The 16,123-nt window shown below is 64.6% G+C and carries 16 protein-coding genes; 4 read left to right on the top strand and 12 right to left on the bottom strand.

What is annotated here, in order from left to right; all coding sequences use genetic code 11:
* Window positions 1-26: 26 nt before the first annotated feature.
* The 6 genes from M2361_RS16845 to M2361_RS16820 all read right to left on the bottom strand — a co-directional run bounded on the left by M2361_RS16845 (window position 27) and on the right by M2361_RS16820 (window position 6,032).
* Window positions 27-815: an SDR family NAD(P)-dependent oxidoreductase gene (locus M2361_RS16845; RefSeq protein WP_259250762.1), complete on the bottom strand. Its 789-nt coding sequence runs from the start codon at window positions 813-815 to the stop codon at window positions 27-29.
* A gap of 36 nt (window positions 816-851) precedes the next feature.
* On the bottom strand, window positions 852-1,619 hold the full coding sequence (locus M2361_RS16840; RefSeq protein ID WP_259250760.1) for an ABC transporter ATP-binding protein: 768 nt from the start codon (window positions 1,617-1,619) through the stop codon (window positions 852-854).
* On the bottom strand, window positions 1,616-2,368 hold the full coding sequence (locus M2361_RS16835) for an ABC transporter ATP-binding protein (protein WP_259250758.1): 753 nt from the start codon (window positions 2,366-2,368) through the stop codon (window positions 1,616-1,618). The genes M2361_RS16840 and M2361_RS16835 overlap by 4 nt, the downstream gene beginning before the upstream one ends.
* Window positions 2,365-3,633: a branched-chain amino acid ABC transporter permease gene (locus M2361_RS16830; protein ID WP_259250757.1), complete on the bottom strand. Its 1,269-nt coding sequence runs from the start codon at window positions 3,631-3,633 to the stop codon at window positions 2,365-2,367. Before M2361_RS16830 ends, M2361_RS16835 begins: the two co-directional genes overlap by 4 nt.
* Window positions 3,630-4,571, bottom strand: a complete 942-nt coding sequence (locus tag M2361_RS16825) for a branched-chain amino acid ABC transporter permease (protein ID WP_050445589.1) — start codon at window positions 4,569-4,571, stop codon at window positions 3,630-3,632. Before M2361_RS16825 ends, M2361_RS16830 begins: the two co-directional genes overlap by 4 nt.
* A gap of 225 nt (window positions 4,572-4,796) precedes the next feature.
* Window positions 4,797-6,032 (bottom strand): branched-chain amino acid ABC transporter substrate-binding protein, encoded by a 1,236-nt coding sequence (locus M2361_RS16820; RefSeq protein WP_259250754.1) that lies wholly within the window; start codon window positions 6,030-6,032, stop codon window positions 4,797-4,799.
* A gap of 422 nt (window positions 6,033-6,454) precedes the next feature.
* Here M2361_RS16820 and M2361_RS16815 point away from each other — a divergent pair, with 422 nt between their 5' ends.
* The gene (locus M2361_RS16815; protein WP_259250753.1) at window positions 6,455-7,192 is read left to right on the top strand and encodes an SDR family NAD(P)-dependent oxidoreductase; all 738 of its coding nucleotides are present in this window, start codon (window positions 6,455-6,457) and stop codon (window positions 7,190-7,192) included.
* Window positions 7,193-7,229: 37 nt separating this feature from the next.
* Window positions 7,230-7,976, top strand: coding sequence for a FadR/GntR family transcriptional regulator (locus tag M2361_RS16810; protein WP_259250751.1), 747 nt, complete (start codon window positions 7,230-7,232; stop codon window positions 7,974-7,976).
* Between the two features lie 74 nt (window positions 7,977-8,050).
* Here the strand turns inward: M2361_RS16810 and M2361_RS16805 are convergent, their stop codons facing one another.
* The 6 genes from M2361_RS16805 to M2361_RS16780 all read right to left on the bottom strand — a co-directional run bounded on the left by M2361_RS16805 (window position 8,051) and on the right by M2361_RS16780 (window position 13,465).
* Window positions 8,051-9,388 carry an NAD(P)H-dependent oxidoreductase gene (locus M2361_RS16805; RefSeq protein ID WP_259250749.1) on the bottom strand — a complete coding sequence of 446 codons (1,338 nt, stop codon included), beginning with the start codon at window positions 9,386-9,388 and terminating at the stop codon, window positions 8,051-8,053.
* An 81-nt stretch (window positions 9,389-9,469) separates the two neighbouring features.
* Window positions 9,470-10,030, bottom strand: a complete 561-nt coding sequence (locus tag M2361_RS16800) for a 5'-3'-deoxyribonucleotidase (RefSeq protein WP_259250748.1) — start codon at window positions 10,028-10,030, stop codon at window positions 9,470-9,472.
* Between the two features lie 42 nt (window positions 10,031-10,072).
* The gene (thpR, locus tag M2361_RS16795) at window positions 10,073-10,603 is read right to left on the bottom strand and encodes an RNA 2',3'-cyclic phosphodiesterase (RefSeq protein ID WP_259250746.1); all 531 of its coding nucleotides are present in this window, start codon (window positions 10,601-10,603) and stop codon (window positions 10,073-10,075) included.
* A gap of 58 nt (window positions 10,604-10,661) precedes the next feature.
* Complete coding sequence (gene cheD, locus M2361_RS16790) at window positions 10,662-11,450, bottom strand: chemoreceptor glutamine deamidase CheD (RefSeq protein ID WP_259250745.1); 789 nt, start codon at window positions 11,448-11,450, stop codon at window positions 10,662-10,664.
* 345 nt (window positions 11,451-11,795) lie between these two features.
* Entirely contained in the window at window positions 11,796-12,704 is a 909-nt protein-coding gene (locus M2361_RS16785; protein WP_100854200.1) for an ABC transporter permease, read from the bottom strand.
* Window positions 12,701-13,465, bottom strand: coding sequence for a cell division ATP-binding protein FtsE (locus M2361_RS16780; RefSeq protein WP_259250741.1), 765 nt, complete (start codon window positions 13,463-13,465; stop codon window positions 12,701-12,703). The genes M2361_RS16785 and M2361_RS16780 overlap by 4 nt, the downstream gene beginning before the upstream one ends.
* A gap of 324 nt (window positions 13,466-13,789) precedes the next feature.
* On the opposite strand from M2361_RS16780, the gene M2361_RS16775 reads away from it, so the two are divergent.
* Together M2361_RS16775 and M2361_RS16770 are read left to right on the top strand one after the other, a co-directional pair.
* Complete coding sequence (locus tag M2361_RS16775; protein WP_259250740.1) at window positions 13,790-14,806, top strand: amino acid ABC transporter substrate-binding protein; 1,017 nt, start codon at window positions 13,790-13,792, stop codon at window positions 14,804-14,806.
* Window positions 14,807-14,931: 125 nt separating this feature from the next.
* Complete coding sequence (locus M2361_RS16770; RefSeq protein ID WP_259250738.1) at window positions 14,932-16,122, top strand: amino acid ABC transporter permease; 1,191 nt, start codon at window positions 14,932-14,934, stop codon at window positions 16,120-16,122.
* Window position 16,123: the final 1 nt, after the last annotated feature.

Raw genomic sequence — 16,123 nt, 5'->3', positions numbered from 1 at the left:
CCAGAATGTTTTTAGCGTCAGTGCGATTAAAGGTAGCTGTAGCGGCTCCAGCCGCCATCGGCCACCAGGGTGTGTCCGGTGATGTAGGCGGCCTGGCGCGATGCCAGGAAAACCGCCAGGTCGGCCATTTCGGCCGGCTGCGCCATGCGCCGCAGGGGCGTGCGCTGTTTCAGGCGTTCGGGGTCAAGACGGCCGCGCGCCGCCAGGTCGCGCACCAGGTCGGTTTCAACGTAGCCGGGCGCCAGCGCATTCACGCGCACCCCCATCGGGCCCCATTCCACCGCCAGCGTTTCGGTCAAGAGCACGACGGCGCCCTTGGTGGCGCAGTAGGCGGCGCGGTCGGGCGCGGCCACCACGCCGTACATCGATGCCAGGTTAATGATGCTGCCCGCGCCGGCCGGCGCCATGCGGCGTCCGGCGGCCTGCGCGCACAGGAACACGCCGGTCAGGTTGATGTCCACGGCGCGGCGCCATTCGTCCACGGTGACTTCCAGCGTGGGCTTGTTGGCCGAGATGCCGGCGTTGTTGACCAGCACGTCGACGCCGCCCCAGGCCTGTTCGACCTGCGCAAACGCGCGCTCGACGGCGTCGGCGTCGGTGACGGACGCCTGCACGGCCATGGCCTGGCCGCCGGCCGAGGTCAGTTCGGCCACGGCGGCCGCCAGGGCGGCGGCGTCCATGTCCAGCAAGGCCACGCGCGCGCCCTGGCGCACGAACGCGTGGGCGGTGGCCAGGCCAATGCCCTTGGCGCCGCCGGTGATGACGACGCGTTGGCCGCGCAGGTCGCTATGGATGACTTCTGTGGTGTGGTCCAAGGTAGATGCCTGTAAAGGTTGTGCGTTGCGGCGGGGTCAGACCGCCAGCCATTCCTGGACCACGTCCTGGCGCTCATGCAACTGCGCGGGCGGTCCTTCGAACACGATGCGGCCATGGCCCATGACGCTGACGCGCGTCGACACTTTCAGCGCAATCGTCAGCTTCTGTTCCACCAGCACGACCGACACGCCGCGCTTGTGGATATCGCGGATCACGTCGGCGATGACTTCCACGATCTTCGGCGCCAGCCCTTCGGTGGGTTCGTCGATCAGCATCACCTTGGGGTTGCCCAGCAGTGAGCGGCACATGGTCAGCATCTGCTGTTCGCCACCCGACAGGTTGCCCGCTCGGGTGTTGCTGCGTTCCTTCAGGCGCGGGAAATAGTCGAACATCTGCGCGGCGGTCCAGTGCGGCGCGTCGTCGCGCTTGGGCTGTTCGCCCATGCGCAGGTTTTCGTCCACGGTCAGGTTGGCGAAGACCTCGCGTTCTTCCGGCACAAAGCCCAGCCCGGCGCGCGCGATTTCAAAGGGGCGCTTGTTGGTGATGTCGCGCCCTTCAATGGCGATGCGGCCACCGGTCACGTCCACCAAACCCATGATGCTCTTCAGGGTGGTGGAGCGGCCCGCGCCGTTGCGGCCCAGCAGGCTGACGACTTCGCCGCGCCCGATGGACAGGTCGATGCCATGCAGGATGTGGCTCTTGCCGTAGTGCGCATGCACGCCTTGCAGGCTGAGCAGGGGCGATGGCGGGGTGGGGTGCGCAGTTGGGTGCGTAGTTGGGTGCGCAGTTGGGTAAATACTCATACCGTTTCCTCTCCCAGGTAGGCTTCGCGCACGCGGGCGTCGCCACGGATGGCGGCGGGCGTGCCGGTGGCCAGGATCTCGCCGTACACCAGCACGCTGATGCGGTCGGCCAAGGAAAACACCACTTGCATGTCGTGCTCGACGATCAGCAAGGTGCAGTCGCGCGTAACGTCCTTGATGAGTTCCACCGTGTAATCGACTTCGTGCTGCGACATGCCGGCCATGGGTTCATCCAGCAGGATGACCTTGGGGCGCGAGGCCAGCGTCATGCCGATTTCCAGCGAGCGCTGTTCGGAGTAGTTCAGGTCGCCCGCGGCGGTGTGTTGCTTGGGCGTCAGCCGCACCTTTTCCAGCAGACGGTCCACGTCTTCGTTCACCGCGCGGTTGCGCGCGATGGGGCGCCAGAAGTTGTAGACCAGCCCGTGCATGCGCTGCACCGCCAGGCGCAGGTTTTCACGCACGGACAGGCGCGGGAACACATTGGTGATCTGGAACGAACGCGCCAGCCCCAGACGGTTGATGGCTTCGGGCGCCAAGCCGCCGATGGATCGCGAGCGCAGGCTGATGTCGCCCGAGGTGGGCGCGAACGAGCCTGACATCAGGTGGAACAGCGTGGACTTGCCCGCGCCGTTGGGGCCGATGACCGCATGGCGTTCACCGGCTTCGATCGCCAGGTTTACGCCCCGGATGATCTCCGCTTGGCCAAAGGACTTGCGCACATCGGTCAGGGTCAGGATCTCGTGGCTCATTTTGCGGGCTCCAGCACAGGGGCGGCATCGCCGTCGTTACGCCACAGGGCCAGCGCCCAGCGGCAGGCGGCCAGCCCGAAGGCGAACAGCGCTACAGGGACCAGCCAGGTCGACAAGGCCAGCGGCGCCCAGTCTTGGCCGAACAGCGCAATGGCGGGCCAGCCGGCGTCGGGGTTCATGGCCAGCAGCGAACGGTAGTCGCGCGCGAACATGCGTTGCAGCAGTTCCACCGAGAACACGGTGGCGGCAGTCAACAGCAGGCCGCCCGCCACCGATACCAGCGCGCGCGGCAGCCAGTTGGCCAGGCCGCGTTCACGCAGCGACTTGGCGGCGCGCTGCACCAGGCCCACCAGGCCGTCGGGCACGAACAGCATCACCAGAACAAACAGAACACCTTGGTACAGCAGCCACGAGCGCGTGATGTCGGCCAGCGTCTGCGACAGGAACGTCAGCACGGCGGCACCCAGTACGGGGCCCAGAAATGCATTCACGCCGCCGATGTAGGCGAACAGCACGGCGTCGGTGGACAGCTTGACCTCAAACAGCACGTAGTTGCCGGCTTCGATGTTCAAGGCCTGCAAGCCGCCCGCGATGCCGGCGAACATGGCCGACAAGGCAAACACCATGGTCTTGAGCGTATGCGGGCGGTAGCCCAGGTAGCGCAGGCGGTTGGCGTTTTCGCGCAGGCCCAGCGTCAAACGGCCCAGCGGCGTGCGGGTCAGGCCGTACAGCGCGGCAAGCGAAATCAGCACCCAAGCCAGCACCAGGAAGTACACCTCGATGTCGGAACCAAAGGTAAAACCCCAGGCCGGCATGCGCATGGCGGACACGCCCGCTTCGCCGCCGAACACACCTTTCAGGTGCGGCGCCAGCGCGTGCAGCAGTTCGGCCAGCGCCAGGGTGATCATCGAAAAGTACACGCCCGAACGCATGGTGGCGAACCAGCCGGCGACTAGCCCGAACAACAGCCCGGCCACGCCGCCCACCAGCGGCATCAAGGGCGTGGGCAACAGGCCCGCGCCGCCCAGGGCATTCATGGCGTGGATGGTGGCGAAGGTGCCCACGCCGAAGTACGCGGCATGGCCGAAGGACAGCATGCCGCCCTGGCCGGCCAGCAGGTTGAAGGCGCAGGCGAAAAGCGCGGCAATCAGCATCTGCACGGCGGCCACCAACTGGCCCGGGGGCAGCAGCCAGGGCAAGGCGCACAGCGCGGCTACGCACAGGGCCAGCAGCAAGGCGCTGGAGGCAAGACGGGTGTGGCTCATGCTTGCTCTCCCTTCAGTCCCGACGGCTTGACCAGCAGCACCACCAGCATCAGCAGGAAGGGCAGGGTGGCCGCCAGGCTGGACACCTTCACGGTCATCAGGCCGCCCACGCTTTCGGCCCATTCACCCGCGCCGAACAGGCCGAAGAGAGAGGCCAGACTGGCGTCGATACCGACCGAGAACGAACTGATCAGGCCGATCAGCAACGAGGCGATCATGGCGCCTTCCAGCGAGCCCAGCCCGCCCACGACGACCACCACGAACACCAGCACGCCCAATTCAAGTGCCATGTTGGGGTTGGTGGTGTAGAACGCGCCCGCCACGGCGCCGGCAAGGCCGGCCATGGCCGCGCCCACGCCGAACACGCTCATGAAGACGAGCGGCACGTTGTGGCCCAGCGCTTCGGCCATGCGCGGCCGGTAGATGGCCGAGCGCACGACGATGCCCACGCGGGTGCGCGACAGCAGCAGATAGATGACGGCGAACATCGCCAGCGACACGCCGCCCATCAAGAGGCGGTAGAAGGGGTAGTCCGCATCGAACACGCGGAAGGCCGCGAAGTTCAGGAATTGGGGAACGCGGTAGTCAACGGGGAAGTCACCGTAGAACAGCTTGATGAGCTCGGCCACGATGAAGGCCAGCCCGAAAGTGACCAGCAGTTCCTGAGCATGGCCGAACTTGTGGACGCGGCGCAGGAAAAAGCGTTCCACGCCCATGCCCAGCACGCCCGCGATAAGGGTGGCCAGCACCAGCGCCGTCCAGAAGCCGGTGACCGGCGAGAGCGTATAGGCGGCGTAGGCGCCGATCATGTAGAACGAGGCGTGCGCGAAATTCAGCACGCCCATCATCCCGAAAATCAGCGTCAGGCCCGCCGACACCATGAATAGCAGCAGGCCGTAGATCACGCCGTTCAACAGCGAGACGGTAAAGTATTCCATGTCTGATCCATCATTCTTGCGTCAAGACGGCGGGGCGTGTTGCGAGCCGGCCCGCGCCGGGGAGCATGTTTTTTTTGCGGGGTGTGGTGATGGGTTGCGCGCGGTTCGAGTCGGGGTTCGCGGGGCGACATTGCCGCGCTTCACCCATCCTACGTAGGATGGGTGAAGCGCGCGAAAATCACGCCGCGCAAGAAACTATCGAACGCGCGCAACCCATCAAGCAGCCTACCCCGGCCGCTTCATCTTGCACGTTGCCTGCACCGGCGCCGACACGTCCGCCGCCGCCAACACCTTCACCGGCTCGAAGCCCATGTCCGTGCCATCGGCCTTGTACTTGGCGTTCTTGCTGACCTTGGACACCACCATCGGCAACTGCACCTGATGGTCTTCGGCGCGCATCGTGTAGGTGCCCAGCGCCGACGTATAGGTGACCTTTTCCAGCGCGTTGGCCAGCGCCGGGACGGACAGCTTGCCGTCCTGGGGCTGCACCTGTTTCAGCGCTTCACCCAAGAAACGCACGCCGATCACCGTCTGCGGTTCCGTATAGCTGGGGTAGTGGCCGGTCTTGGCCTTGTAGTCTTCGGCGAACTTGGCGCCTTCTTCACCCGCCGCTTCGATGTTGTACGGGTGGGCGATGTAATGCCCCATCGCCACCTCGCCCGCGTTGGCCAGGTTGCCCACTTGGTCCAGGAACACGGTGGCGAAACGCACCTTGAGGCCGCCGGCCTGCGTGGCCTTCATCAACAGCAGCAGGTCGTTGGACCAGTTGCCCGTGATGACGGTGTCGGGCGAAGCCGCGCGGATGCGTGCGACGTAGGGCGCGAAGTCCTGGATCTTGTTGACTTCGTGCAGCGTCTTGCCCACCACTTCATAGCCGTACTGCTTGGCGAAACGCTCGGTGGCGTCCTCCATGTCCTGGCCCCAGGAATAGTTCTGGTTGATGGCGTACACGCGCTTGCCCAGCGTGCCGTCGGCCGACATGACCGAGGCCAGCGACTTCACGCGCAGGTCGGCATTGGTGGTGAAACGGAAGTGGTAGAAGTGGCACTTCTGGCCGGTCAGTTCCAGCGCTTCGCCGCCCACGTTCAGGAAGACGACTTCCTTGCCGGGGTTGCGCAGGTTGTGCTTGCGCACGTCTTCGGTCAGTTGGCCCGAGATGGCCGACGACGAGCCTTGCACCAGCACTTGCACGCCTTCGGCGGCGGCGGCGCGGAAGCGGTCGGAGGCGCCGACGGGGCCGCCCTGGTTGTCGAATTCAACCAGTTCCAGCGGCTGGCCGTTCCAGCCGCCCGCCGCGTTGATGCGGTCCAGTTCATATTTGACGGCGGCGCGGAACATCAGGCCGGTTGAGGCCTGCGGGCCGGACAGTGTTTCGATCAGGCCGATCTTGACGGGTGCGGCGTGCGCCGATGCGGCGATGCCGGCCAGGCACAGCAGGCCGGTGGTGAAAGCCAATTTCATGCGTGTCTCCTCCGTGGGACGGGAGTGGTGTTGTGTGTGCGTAAAGAATGCGTACGACCGTCAAACAAGCGCGCTTGGTGGCGGCTTTTGCAGGCCGGAGTCGGGCAAATCGGGGTGGGGGGTATCGCAAGATGGGGGCGAACACCGTCGTGCTGCCGGTGGTATTCACCCTGTTGTCCCCGTCCTGTTTTGCGGCGCTTCGGCCTTGTTTTTCTCTGACTGGCTTGCCTGGAAACCTGAGTTGCTTTACGCTTTCCGGATAAGTTGTCAGTTAACTTTTATAAGTTGTCTGATAAATAATAGGGCAAGCGTTTTTCTCGTGTCAAGCGGCGCATTCAGGAGTTCAATCGCAGATGACACGGCGATCAGAGCGATCGTCGAAGCCGCACACAGAAGACAAAAGACAGACGACTGGAGACAGGATGATTTCATTTGAAGGGCAGGTAGCCGCGATCACGGGCGCGGGCAATGGCATCGGCTTGGCAACGGCGCGCCTGATGGCGGCCCACGGCGCCCGCCTGGTGCTGACGGACATCGACGGCGCGCGCCTGGACGACATCGCCGCCGAACTCGACCCGACCGGCCAACGCATCTACACGCATGCGCTGGATGTGTCGGTGTCGCATGATTGCGAACGGGTGTTCGAGGCGGCGGCCAAGCATTTCGGTGGGCTGGACCACCTGGTGCATTGCGCCGGCATCTACCCGGAACAACTGGTCAAGGACACCAGCGACGAGGCCTGGCGCACGCTGATGCGTGTGAACCTGGACGGCACCTTCTATGCGTGCCGCGCGGCCCAGCGCCATCTGCGCCACAACGGGTCGATCGTGCTGCTGACGTCCTTGGCCGCGCAGCGCGGCAGTTACGCGCATGCGGCGTATTCGGCGTCCAAGGGCGCGGTGCAAAGCTTCACCCGCAGCCTGGCGCTGGAACTGGCGCCGCAGATCCGCGTGAATGCGGTGGCGCCGGGCATCATCGCCACGTCCATGACGCATGAGCTGATCGGACAGAAGGGCGCGCACCTGCTGGAAAGCACGCCGCTGCGCCGCTTTGGCACGGCCGATGAAATCGCGGGGGCGATCGCCTTCCTGTGTTCACCGCTGGCGGGCTTCGTGACGGGTGAAGTCATGCAGGTCAACGGCGGCATCTATATCGCTTAAAGTGCAGGACGCAACCATCACGTTTCCCCGACCTTCCATGCCGCCGAATCAAGATCAGGATCCGCCGCGCACCGCGCCCAAGAGCTCACTTTCCGCCGCGTTGGGCGATGCGCTGGCCGAGCAGATACGCCAAGGGGCGCTGGCCCCCGGCGACCGCCTGCCCACCGAAAAGCAGTTGACTGAAACCTATTCGGTCAGCCGCGCGGTGGTGCGCGAGGCGCTGGCGCGCCTGAAGTCCGAAGGGCTGATCACGTCGCAGCAGGGCAGCGGCGTGTTCGTGGATCCCAACTTTCAGCGCAACGCCTTTCGCATCAACGCGCCCACGCCCGGCGACACGCAAGACCTGGAACACATCCTGGAATTGATGCTGTCCATTGAAGTGACCGCCGCGCGCTATGCCGCGCAGCGCCGCACGGATCAGGACTTGAAGAAGATGCGGCAGGCGCTGGTCGGCATGGAATACGCGCTGATCAACGACAAGCTGGGCGACGAAGAAGACTATCAATTCCATCAGGCCATCGTGCAGGCCACGCACAACCCGCACCTGGTGTCGTTGAACGATTATCTGGAAGCGAATGTGCGCCGCGTCATCCGCAGCGCGCGCCACAACACGGCGCGCCGGTATGCCGAGCGCATGGCGGCGGTGCAAAGCGAGCATCAAGCCATCTTCGTCGCCATTGAAGGGGCAGACCCGGATGCCGCCGGCCGCGCGGCCGAACAGCATCTGCGCAACGCGGCCGACCGCCTGCGGCTGTTCCAGGCGGAACGCCCCGCGCCGGTGTAGCGGGCGGGGCGTCGGTGTGGAGTGCTGTGCGTGGATGTGGTTTTGGCTGCGGGGCGGGGTACGGGTTTGTGTGCCTAGGCGAAAGTCTGTTCCATCTCCCGCCGGAACTGCACCGCCGTTGACGTCTCGTCGTACTCCACGTCGCGCCAGCGTATCGCCTGCGACTGCCGCACCGGATTCTTGAGCTTGACTCCGTGCGACAGCCCCAAGGGCAGATAGCCTTCTTCCACCGAGTCGGGCGCCGGCATCAAGCGGCCAAACACCGTGTAGCCGCCTTCGCCGTCCAGGATCTGGCCCGCTTGCAGGTCGCGCTTGGCGGTGGCTACCACATCGCCGTGCCAACCGGCCGGCGCGCCGGTGGGTTCGCGGCGCAAGCCCACACTGGCCACGCTGATGCCCAGTTCCAGGCCAATCAGGTGATAGGGCTTGTACATGGCGGTGTAGTTGCCGCTGGGGTCGGTGACCAGGCCGTATTCCTGGAAGCAGCGGCGCACGTAGTCGCTGTCGGCGGCCAGCGTCACGTAGACGCCCCAGCGCAGGTCGCGAAACACGGGGCGGCCATCGCGCTCCAGCGATGAAATCACTTCCACCTGGCCGCGATGGTGCAGAATGCCGCCGTCTTCGCGAGGCCGCAGCACGCGGGCCAGGTCGTCCACGCCGCACGGCGGAAAATGCAGGCCCGATGGCGAGGGCAAGAGGCCGGTGGCGTTCGATACCGCCGCCATTTCGATGGCGCTTTTGGTGCCGTCCAGAAAGCTGTTGAACATCTGCGCGTTGAAGTCGCCCGCGGCCACCATTTCGGCGGTGAAGCCGTAGTAGGGCCAGACGGTGTCGGGGGTGGATGTGTGGAATTCCGGCAGGTACTTGGTGCCCTTGCCGGCCGCCATGACCTCGAAGCCGCTGGCGCGCGCCCAATCCACCATTTCGCAGATCAGGGCGGGCTGGTCGCCATAGGCCAGCGAATACACGATGCCCGCTTCGCGCGCGCGGCGCGCCAGCAGCGGCCCGGCCAGGGCGTCGGCTTCAACATTGACCATGATGATGTGCTTGCCGTATTCGCAGCAGGCCAGCACGTGGGTGATGCCGGCGGCGGCTTGGCCCGTGGCGTCGATGACGATGTCGACGTCAGGGCTGGCAATGATGGCAAGCGGGTCGTCGCTGAAGAAAACCTTGCCGTTCTTCAGCGCGTCATTGGTGCTGCTGGCATTGAGTGCGCTGGCCGGCCAGCCCACCCGGGTCAAGGCGGCGCGGGCGCGGTCGGGCGCCAGATCGGCTACCGCCACCAGCCGCATGCCCGGCGTGCGGGGAGCCTGGCTCATGAACATGGCGCCGAACTTTCCGGCGCCCAGCAATGCAACACGCAAGGGCTTGTGGTCGGCTTCTCGCTGCTTGAGCAGACGGTGCAGATTCATAGTGCGGACTCCTCCGGGGTGGGGGTACAGCCAGCACAGAATAGTCCTAAATCATGACGACTGAACAGCGTCCAGCGGGCCTCATGCGTCCGCGGTATAGAGCTCGCCCGCCAGCACGTTGCGCCAGTTCGCCCAGGTGATGCGGGGGCGGTCGGTCACCTGCCGGTTGTAGGGCGCATCAAACAGAATGTGCTTCCAGCGCGGCTTCACGGCGCCTTCAATTTTGGGCTTGTCGTCGATCAGCAGGTTGCCGTGCACCAGCGTCTTGTCCTTGGTCAGGATCAGCCGGTTGGTGGCGTCGCGACCCAGGTTTTTCTCCACCCACAGGTACTTTTCCGCCACGCAGTTTTCAAACTGCGAAAGTGGCGACGAGCAGATGCGCACGTCCATGCCCAATGCCAGCAGCTCGCGCACGGCGTCCAGCGCGCCCGGCACGGGCGGCAGCTCGCGGATGAAACCCGGCGCCGTGTAGATGGCCTCGGCCATCTTGCGTAGTTCGGGGGCGTAGTCCTCGCGGATGTGGAAAGACTTGCGGTCTTCGAATTCCACGGGCGCGATGTCGGGATGGCGCAGGCGCCAGGCGTCGAGGAAAGCGTGTTCGAAATCGGCCAGCACGCCGTCTTGGTCCAGCAGGATGATCATGGCAATCCCAGGAGTTGCAACCGCCTGATTGTGCCAGAGCGGCTACGGCGAAAGCGGACGCGATTGCGCCACGATCCGGTAGCGGCTGCCGCCCGTCTGCGATTCGGACGCCACCAGCACCAGGCGGTCATAGCGCCAGATCAACGGGTCGGGCGGGGGCGGCGGCGGGTCGTCGCGTTCGATGTTGCGCAGCAAGGTGACGTGCGGACGAAACGGCTGCGGCGGCGCGGCCAGGCCATAGTCGGCCAACCAGTGCCACAGGCCGTCGTGCATGGCTTGCAGTGGCGCGGGGGCCTCACGCGGCCCGGCCCACAGAATGCGCTGGCGCTTGAATACACCGTAGCGATCCAACTCCAGTTCTCCCGGCGGCACACAGCGGTCGGGCGTGGCGGCGGCCAGTGCATCCGCCAACTGCGCTTCGACCGGCCCCAGGAAAGCCAGCGTCAAATGCAGTGTCTCGGTGCGCATCACGCGGCCGCCGCAATGCGGGCGGGCGGCTTGCGCCCATTCGCCCAAGGACGCGGCCAAGGGCGGCGACGGCCACAAGGCGAAGAAAAGACGGATGGCGGACATGCGCCGATTGTAGGCGCGGGACCCTTGCCAGGCGTTGTTTACGTCGCCGAAGCGCCGTTCAAGTCCCCGTGTTTTCCGACTTGCGCAGGCGAGACAGCGCGGTGTCGAAGCGTTCGACGCCCGGCCGCGCGGGGCGGTCAGGCTTATCGAAGCGTTCCACGCCGGGACGCGCGGGCTTGTCGAAACGTTCCACGCCCGGACGAGCCGGTTTGTCGAAGCGCTCGACGCCAGGGCGGGTGAAACGTTCCACGCGCGGCGGGCTTTGCGTTTTTGCCTGCGCGCTTTGGGCCGCGGCCTGTTCGCGCTTGGCGATGATCTCTTCGGCGCGCTGGTGGTGCGGCGCCATCTTGCGCACCATCACCCGGCCGTCGCGCGGGAAATAATTGATGCGGCGCGCGTGCACGTCGCCCAGGTCCTGGGCCTTGACCGGAATGCCTTCGAGCTTCAGATAATTCAGGACAAACACGCCATTGCGTTCGCCGATGTTCATCTGCTGCATGGCGCTGAGTACCGCGCCGCCGCCAAACACCTTGGCTTCCAGGCGGTCGCGCGAGGCGCCGGCCTTGAGCAATTCGTTGATCAGCACTTCCATGGCGAAAGCGCCGTAGCGCATCGTCGCCGACGCGGGCGACTGCATGTCGCCTTCCGGCAACATGAAGTGGTTCATACCCCCCACGCCGGTCACCGGATCGTGAATGCAGGCGGCGACACAGGACCCAAGAACGGTCGAGATCATCAGGTCTTCGTTGGTGACGTAGTACTCGTTAGGGAGCACTTTCACCGCTTGGCATTGGAACGCGCTGTCGAAGTAGTGGCGCGTTGCGCGGGCTTCAAGTCGGGAGACCATGGGACTTATCAGGCAAGAACGGCGATTGGGACATGAAGGACGAAGCCCTGCGGAACGTTATGTTTCAAAAAGTGTAGAAAAATTTCGCTTTATTCTTACATATCCCGAATGACAACGGGAGAAATGCTTGTAACGGCGGGGAGTGATGCGGCCCTGTTTAAACGCCAAAGCAGACGCCGACGCCGGGCACACAACGCCAGCGACGACGACCGCGCCAGCCACCAGCAACTCGGAATCATCGTACACAGGCACGTGCAGAGTCTTTCCCCGGATCACGGGGAGGTTCGGGCTTTATACGTGGCTTTAATGCAGAACCGGGGCGCGCGCCCCGGGTGCGGGGGGCGCCTAAAAGCGGGTGCTGCGCGTCACCGACCAGCGGGCCGACAGCGCGCCCAGCGCGGCCGAAGCCACCACGGCGGTGACCAGGACAGATGCGCCAGGCAAATGCAGGGCGAACTCGGCGCCGTAGCTGCGGGCCAGCCCCAGCAGGGCGTCGTTCAGAGGCGACAGCGCGATGGCCGACACGCCGATGGCCAGCAACGAGGCCACCGCGCCCGACAGCGCGCCCAGATACAGGAAGGGCCGGCGCACGAAAGATTCCGTGGCGCCCACCAGACGGGCTACGCCGATCTCTTCGCGTTGCGACAGCGCTTGCATGCGCACGGTGTTGAACACCGTGGCCAACACCACGACGGCCACGCAGGCGGCAAGGAAACCCAGGCCGATGCGGGCAAAGCGCAGGATGGCCTCCAGGCGTTGCACCCAGGCGCTGTCCAACTGCACCAGGTCGACGTGGTTCCATTGTTTCCAGTCGCCCGCAAGCTTGTCGGCGCGGCCGGCCAGGTTGTCGCCATCGGCCAGCGTCACGACCACGGCATCGGGCAGCGGGTTACCGGGCAGCACGGCCAGCGCCTGCTGCCAGGCGGGGTTGGCACGCAAGTCGGCAAGCGCCGCGTCGCGCCCGACCACGCGCACGGCGCGCACGTCGCTTTGGTAATCGTCCTTGATGCGCTTGGCCACGTCCGCGGCCGCGCCCGCGGGGGCATCCACGCGCATGAACACGGTGACTTCCGGCGTGACGGACATTTGGCGCGCAACGGGCTGCACGGACACCAGGATGGCGCTACCCAGCAAGGGCAGGGCCAGCGCCAGCGCCATGACCAGCAGGTTGGCCAACGATGAGAACGGTTGCTTGGCCAGCCGGCGCACGGTGACCATCAACGCATAGCGGTGTTGCCGCAGCCAGGCGTTCATGAGGAGGCTCCCGGATTACCCATGCCCGGTTCAGTGCGGCCGCTGGCGCGCGACGGGCCGGAAGAAGCGGGTTGCCCCGCGTCGGACGGCGGCGTGGCAGGGCCGTGCGAATCGGCGAACTTGCCCGGGTCGATGCGCAGGGTGCGCGAGGCGTAACGCGCCATCAGCCCCTGGTCGTGCGAGGCAATCAGCGTGGTCACGCCCACGCGGTTGAAATCGCGGAACACGTTCATGATGCGCTGCGCGCTGTCATCGTCAAGGTTGGCGGTGGGTTCGTCGGCAATCAGGATGGCGGGCCGGTTCACGATGGCCCGCGCGATGGCCAGGCGCTGTTGTTCGCCGCCGGACAATTCGATGGGATTCAGGTCTTCCTTGCCCGACAGGCCCACCTTGTCCAGGGCGGCGCGGGCGCGCGACGCGGCGGAATCCCAGGGATGGCCCTGGACCGCTAGCGGCAGCATGACGTTTTCGAACGCGCTTCGATCGAACAGCAGGTGAGTGTCTTGCAAGATGACCCCCACGGCGCGGCGCAGATAAGGGCGCGCGCGGGCAGGCAGCTTGTCCAGCCGTTGCCCGTTGACCTGGATGGACCCGCGGCTGGCGGGCTCCAACCCGCCGATCAACTTGAGCAGCGTGGATTTACCGGCGCCTGAAGGCCCGGATACAAAAACGAATTCTCCCGCGCTTACGCGGAAGTTGATGTCGGCCAGGATATTTCGGCCGCGACCATATGATTTGAATACGTGCTGGAATTCGATCATGGCGGCTGTCGGATGAAGCCGCAATAGTAACTCGGGGACAGGAGGCAGGCATAAGCCGATTCACGATGGTCCTGTGAAAAAGCGTTTCCGCGTGACCAGTTGGACACCTTTTGAGCAGAACGAAATGAACACATCTTCGAACGCCGTTCAACTGAAAAAAGGCGTCCCCGTTTTCGAACGAAAACATCAATTGATTTCGCCAGTGTCCCTATATTTCAAGGGAATTCCCGGATGTGCCCGCCCGTGTCCGGACGCTACCATCCGCCCCATGCTTCGGCCCAACCCGGCCGTTGCAAGCTCGATTTGTCCCACACGGAGATCACGATGAAAGTACTGAAACTCGCTGCTATTGGCGCGGCACTGTTCGCTGCATCCGCGGCTGCCAATGCGGGCGCGACCTTCGATAACGTTAAGAAGAAAGGGTTTGTCCAATGCGGGGTTTCAACGGGCATTCCGGGATTCTCGATTGCTGACAGCAAGGGCGAATACAAGGGCATCGACGTGGACATGTGCCGCGCCATCGCCTCGACCATGTTCGGCGATCCCACCAAGGTCAAGTTCACGCCGCTGAACACGCAGCAACGCTTCACCGCGCTGCAATCCGGCGAAATCGACGTGCTGACCCGCAACACCACCGTGACGCTGACGCGCGACACGACGCTGGGCCTGATCGGCGCGGGCGTGAACTACTACGATTCGCAAGGCGTGATGGTCTCCAAGGACCTGAACATCAAGAGCGCCAAGGAATTGAACGGCGCCACCATCTGCGTGCAGCCGGGCACCACCACCGAGCTGAACCTGGCCGACTGGTTCCGCAGCCAGAAGATTGAATTCAAGCCGGTCGTGATCGACAAGTACGACGAAATCATCCGCGCCTTCTCGGCCGGCCGCTGCGATGCCTTCACCACCGACAAGTCGCAACTGGCCTCCACCCGCACCACGCTCGAGAACCCGGACAAGTTCGTGATCCTGCCGGAAGACTTTTCCAAGGAGCCGCTCGGCCCCATGGTCCGCCAGGGCGACGAGCAGTGGTTCAACATCGTTCGTTGGACGCTGAACGCCATGCTGGAAGCCGAGGAATACGGCATCACCAAGGCGAACGTCGATGAAATGACCAAGAGCCCCAACCCCAACATCCAGCGCATCCTGGGCGTGACCCCGGGCATGGGCAAGAACCTGGGCGTGGACGACAAGTGGGCTTACCACATCATCAAGAGCGTGGGTAACTACGGCGAAAGCTTCGAAAGCACGCTGGGCAAGAACAGCCCGATGAAGCTGGAGCGTGGTTTGAACGCGTCGTACAAGCAAGGCGGTTTGATGTACGGCTGGCCGGTGCGCTAACACGGCTGCCTGGCAAAACGGAGCCTGGCGCTCCGTTTTGCCTAGCCCGCCACCCGAGCGGGCGGCAGGAGTAGGGGTGGCCTTGCCGGCGTTGCCGCCCGGTTTACGACTTCTGTAGATTCATCATGACGACTTCTAAAAATAATGCCCCAATTGCGGCTCCCCGCCGGCGGCTCAACTGGAACGACCCCGGCGTACGCTCGGTGGTGTACCAGGTGTTCGCGCTGGCCGCGGTGGCCTGGGCAGTGTGGTTCCTGGTTTCCAATACGCTACACAACCTGTCCGTGCGCAATATCGCCACGGGCTTCGGGTTTCTGAGCCGAGAAGCCGGATTTGCGATCGGCGAAACGGCCATCGACTACTCCCCCTCGAATGACTACGGCCGGGCCATTCTGGTCGGCTTGCTCAACACCTTGCGCGTCGCCGTCATCGGCATCGTGCTTGCCACCATCCTCGGTACGCTGATCGGCATTGGCCGTCTGTCCAAGAACTGGCTCGTCGCCAAGATCACCTCGGTTTACGTCGAAGTGATGCGCAACGTGCCGCTCTTGCTGCAATTGTTCTTCTGGTACGCGCTGATCACGGAAAACATGCCGGGTCCGCGTCAGGCGCACAATCCGCTGCCCGGGGTGTTCATTTCCAATCGCGGCCTGAAGGTGCCGTCGCTGGAAGGCAATTCGCTGGACTGGATGCTGGCGGGCCTGGGCCTGGCCATCGTCGCGATCATCTTCCTGGGCCACTACGGCAAGAAGCGCCACGAAGCCACGGGCCACATGTTCCCGCTGGGTCGCTGGGCCATCGGCCTGCTGATCGGGCTGCCGTTCATCGGATGGCTGGTTAGCGGCGCGTCGCTGACGCTGCAAATGCCGGAACTCAAGGGCTTCAACTTCGCGGGCGGTCTGACGCTGTCGCCGGAATTCGCCGCACTGCTGGCGGGTCTGGTGATCTACACCTCGGCCTTCATTGCCGAAGTGGTGCGCTCGGGCATCCAGGCCGTCAACAACGGCCAATGGGAAGCCGCCGGTTCGCTGGGCTTGCCGCGCGGTAAGGTGCTGCGCCTGGTGATCCTGCCGCAGGCGCTGCGCGTGATCATCCCCCCGATGACCAGCCAGTACTTGAACCTGACGAAGAACAGCTCGCTGGCCGTGGCTATCGGTTATCCGGACATCGTGTCGGTGGTCAACACCACGCTGAACCAGACGGGCCAGGCCATCGAGGGCATTCTTATCATCATGGGCGCGTACCTCACGGTCAGCCTCTCGATCTCGATATTCATGAACTGGTACAACAAGCGCATCGCGCTGGTGGAGCGTTGAG

Source organism: Achromobacter sp. JUb104 (genome assembly GCF_024806975.1).
Taxonomy (GTDB): domain Bacteria; phylum Pseudomonadota; class Gammaproteobacteria; order Burkholderiales; family Burkholderiaceae_B; genus Achromobacter; species Achromobacter spanius.
Note: the sequence above shows the minus strand (reverse complement) of the source record. Positions and strands in the feature narration are given on the sequence as shown.